This is a genomic window from Idiomarina baltica OS145 (assembly GCF_000152885.1).
In the GTDB taxonomy this organism is placed as follows: domain Bacteria; phylum Pseudomonadota; class Gammaproteobacteria; order Enterobacterales; family Alteromonadaceae; genus Idiomarina; species Idiomarina baltica.
The window spans coordinates 2,654-5,498 of the sequence record NZ_CH672411.1 but is presented as its reverse complement, the minus strand read 5'-3'; the positions used below and the strand labels follow the sequence as shown (position 1 = coordinate 5,498).

General features: G+C 44.6%; 3 protein-coding genes. 1 reads left to right on the top strand and 2 read right to left on the bottom strand.

Features of this window, described 5'->3' with window-relative positions:
• Both OS145_RS13455 and zur read right to left on the bottom strand, forming a co-directional pair.
• On the bottom strand, positions 1–1,949 hold a 1,949-nt coding region (locus tag OS145_RS13455; protein WP_006957010.1), incomplete at its 3' end, for a M1 family metallopeptidase.
• A 27-nt stretch (positions 1,950–1,976) separates the two neighbouring features.
• Positions 1,977–2,417, bottom strand: coding sequence for a zinc uptake transcriptional repressor Zur (gene zur / locus OS145_RS12605; RefSeq protein WP_006957009.1), 441 nt, complete (start codon positions 2,415–2,417; stop codon positions 1,977–1,979).
• A 249-nt stretch (positions 2,418–2,666) separates the two neighbouring features.
• Between zur and OS145_RS12600 the strand changes: the two genes are divergently transcribed.
• Positions 2,667–2,845: tRNA-dihydrouridine synthase (locus OS145_RS12600; protein WP_006957007.1), on the top strand; the 179-nt coding region annotated here is incomplete at its 3' end.

Below are 2,845 nucleotides of genomic sequence, written 5' to 3'. Positions count from 1 at the left end.
TTTTTGTATTCGTTACGGTCGGCATTAGTGACGGTGTACTCGTCATTCTCGTTGTAGAAGTCACGAAGGTGTTCTTGTTGAGCAATCTTCTTGACCATATCTTCATTGCGAATCGCAGTGATAGATTTTGGATCTTGCTGATCAACTTTTTTCTTCCAAGCCTTTTCGACTTCTGGATCTTGAGTATTGACGGTTAGCAGGTTTACTTTGTCGAGCGAGATATCTACGTGGTCAGTGGTGTAGAACCAGCCGCGAATAAACCAGTCAAGATCAACACCTGATGCATCTTCTAAGGTACGGAAGAAATCTTCAGGAGTTGGGCGTTTGAATTTCCAGCGACGCGAGTATTCACGGAATGCAAAGTCAAACAATTCACGGCCAACAATGGTTTCACGCAAAATATTGAGCGCGGTCGCAGGCTTACCATACGCATTATTACCGAACTGCAGAATTGATTCTGAGTTTGTCATAATCGGCATTTGATTACGGCTAGCCATGTAACCTGTGATATTGCGAGCTTCTCCACGCCAAGACGGATAGTCGTCTTCCCACGCTTGCTCAGCAAGGAATTGAAGATAGGTATTTAGACCTTCATCCATCCAAGTCCACTGACGCTCGTCTGAGTTCACGATCATTGGGAAATAAGAGTGGCCAATTTCGTGAATAATGACAGAGATCAAGCCATATTTAGTACGTTTTGAGTAGTACTTCTCTCCACTCTCTTCGTTAACGTATGGACGCGGACCATTGAAGGTCAGCATGGGGTATTCCATACCACCGACCGGACCGTTAACTGAGATAGCAACAGGGTATGGGTATGCAAAACTGTATTTATTATAGTTTTCGATAGTATGGATAATGGATGCAGTTGAGTAGCGTTCCCACAGAGGGTTACCCTCTTCAGGGTAGAACGACATCGCTAAAACGTCGCTTTCACCGTTATCAAACCCTTGAGCATCCCAAATAAACTTACGTGATGAAGCCCACGCGAAATCGCGAACGTTATCGGCTTTAAATACCCAAGTTTTGGTCTCAGAAGTCCCTTCTTTTTCGTTCTCCAAAGCTTCTTCTTGTGTGACAATTTTAACTGGCTTGTCAGCTGTTTCAGCTTCTTCTAAACGCTGCTGTTGCTCGTCGGTTAGGACTTCATCAGGGTTCTGCAATGTACCCGTTGCTGCAACGATATGATCGGCAGGTACGGTAATTGCTACTTCGTAGTTTCCAAATTCCAAGGTGAATTCGCCACGACCCATGAATTGTTTGTTTTGCCAACCTTCAGCATCGTAGTAAGCAGCGACACGAGGGAACCATTGTGACATTTCGTACAAGTAGTTACCGTCGTCTTCGAAATATTCATAACCACCACGGCCACCGAGTACGTCGGCTTCAATGATGTTGAACTTCCAACCAATATTGAATTCAATAGACTCACCCGATTTCAGGGGCTTATCTAAGTCAATACGCATCATCGTGTCATTAATGATGTAATCCATTTGTTCGCCGCGAGGGTCCGAGACGTCAGTGATGGTATAGCCTGCTGGAAACTCTTCTTGAGTCATCATCGTTTCCATTTGGCTAAAGCTGACTTTTTTCATTCGATCAGCATTGGTTGCCGAAGCTTGAGGACCGATAGAATCCTTCTTGAATCGGTTTTGGTCCAGCTGTACCCAAATGTAACGTAATGTATCGGGTGAGTTATTCGTGTAGGTAATCGTACTACGCGCATTAATGCTTTGGTTATCGTCATTCAAAGTGACTTGAATATCGTAATCAGCTTGCTGCTGCCAATAACCATGCCCGGGCGCACCAGAGGCTGTTCTGTATATGTTGGGAGAACGATATTTATCATCATTCAACTGGCGGAACTTGTCGTCAAACGCTTGGGCATTAATGGCCTGAGAGACCGCCATGCTTGCGACAGCTACACCAAGGAGGTGAGTTAACTTCATTGGTATTTCCTGTTGTTGTAGTAAGTACTAATGACATTTAGCACATAAACCATGTGCTTCTATGGTTTGTTCTTTGACCAGAAAGCCCTGATCCTCAGCCTGCGATTGCAGTTCGGAGTAAACGCCTTCAGAGTGAATTTCTTGAACATCTCCACAGCGATCACAAATTAACATTTGGACAGGGTGTTGATGCTCAAAATGCGAGCAAAGAACAAAACTATTCGATGAAGTGATCTTGTGAACAAAACCTTGCTCTTGAAGAAAGTCGAGCGCACGGTAGATCGTTGGCGGCTTTGCGTTAGGAACAGAGCCCTTGAGCAAGTCAAGCAAATCATAGGCACCAACCGCACCTTTTTGAGCTGCCAGAATACGAAAGACTTCACGACGCGTAGACGTTAATCGCGCGCCACGGTTTTGACAAAGCTTCTCGGCCTTACTAATTAATCGCTCTGTTTCGATAGTTCCCATATATGACCTTTTCATCTGCTGGCTTTGATTGTAATTAGATTTATCAGCCAAGCAACGCTCGACACAATAATCGTTTTTACTAAAGTGTAAATCATATCGTCCTATTTCGGAACTAACGTGGTGTTCTGAACAATATAAAACAGATATAATGGCACCTCACATAGCCAGTCGAGTTTTTAGCGTTACCGCCATAAGCTACAGGAGTTTTCGTTGTCAAAGCTATACCCTCATTTTGCTTCAGTCGCCCCGATGCTGGATTGGACGGATCGCCATTGTCGATACTTTCATCGTTTATTAAGCCCCAATACATTGTTGTACACCGATATGGTGACCACTGGCGCCATTATCTATGGTCAGCAAGATTTCCTAGCTTACAACGATGAGGAACATCCCGTTGCGCTTCAATTGGGTGGCGCTGATCCGAGCGC

What these genes read in the sequence shown, in the direction of transcription:
- zur (WP_006957009.1), bottom strand. Translation starts at nt 2,417, where the DNA reads ATGGGAACTATCGAAACAGAGCGATTAATTAGTAAGGCCGAGAAGCTT.